The 759-nt window shown below is 66.0% G+C and carries 2 protein-coding genes; one reads left to right on the plus strand and one right to left on the minus strand.

The window, feature by feature from the left end:
- Window positions 1-641 (minus strand): PD-(D/E)XK nuclease family protein (locus tag E5W87_RS23670; RefSeq protein WP_292402984.1); only part of this gene is annotated, 641 nt, incomplete at its 3' end.
- On the opposite strand from E5W87_RS23670, the gene E5W87_RS23675 reads away from it, so the two are divergent.
- A partial coding sequence (locus E5W87_RS23675) for a hypothetical protein (protein WP_292403023.1) occupies window positions 528-759 on the plus strand: 232 nt, incomplete at its 3' end. The two genes, E5W87_RS23670 and E5W87_RS23675, sit on opposite strands and share 114 nt — an antisense overlap.

Below are 759 nucleotides of genomic sequence, written 5' to 3' on the forward strand. Positions count from 1 at the left end.
GCGACGACGCGCGGGTTGTCCGGCACGAGTTGGCGCGCCGCCAGCGCATAGATGACGCGCTGGAGCTCGGCAGCGCCCCCGAGCACGATCTGATCGGCCTTCTTTGGCTCTGCACCCGTCTTGTAATCCGAAACGCGAACGGCGTTTCCTGTGGCGGTGATATCGAGCCGGTCGATGCTGCCCTTGACCCGAACCGTGGTTCCGGTGATTCCAACCGGGGCGGTCGGATCCCAGGGAAGATCGCCCGTCGTTGCAACTGCCCCGTCGGTATGGCCGAACGCCAGTTCGGTCCAGCTGCGGGTGCCCGGCAGCAACGACTCGTCGAGCGTCAAAGCTCTGAGCGCGAGCTGGGCAGCAGCTTCTACGGTGTGCCGCCACAGCAGCAACGGCGGCACGGATCGCTTCAGCGGCCACTCCGCACTGACCGTCGTCGCCGCCTCAGCCAGGGCGGCCTCGATCTCGTGCCGCGCGGCGCGGGAATAGCCTGGACTGGGCTCGAGCGTATCGACGGTCCGCTTGAGGAGCTCATGCACGAGATCGCCATAGGCACGCGCATCGAGTGTCAGCGGCTGATCGTGTTCGGCGACCGACCGCCAGCCCAACGCATAGCGCCACACAAAAGCGAGCGGATCGCGGAGCATCAAACGCAGCGACGTCGCGGACTGAACCGCATCGATTGCGCGTGCGATGACTGGATGATCGGCACTCGTCCGACCATCATGGGCGGTGATCGCGGGATTTCGCCAGTCGCGCCAACAC

Source organism: Mesorhizobium sp., assembly GCF_004962925.1.
GTDB lineage: Bacteria > Pseudomonadota > Alphaproteobacteria > Rhizobiales > Rhizobiaceae > Mesorhizobium.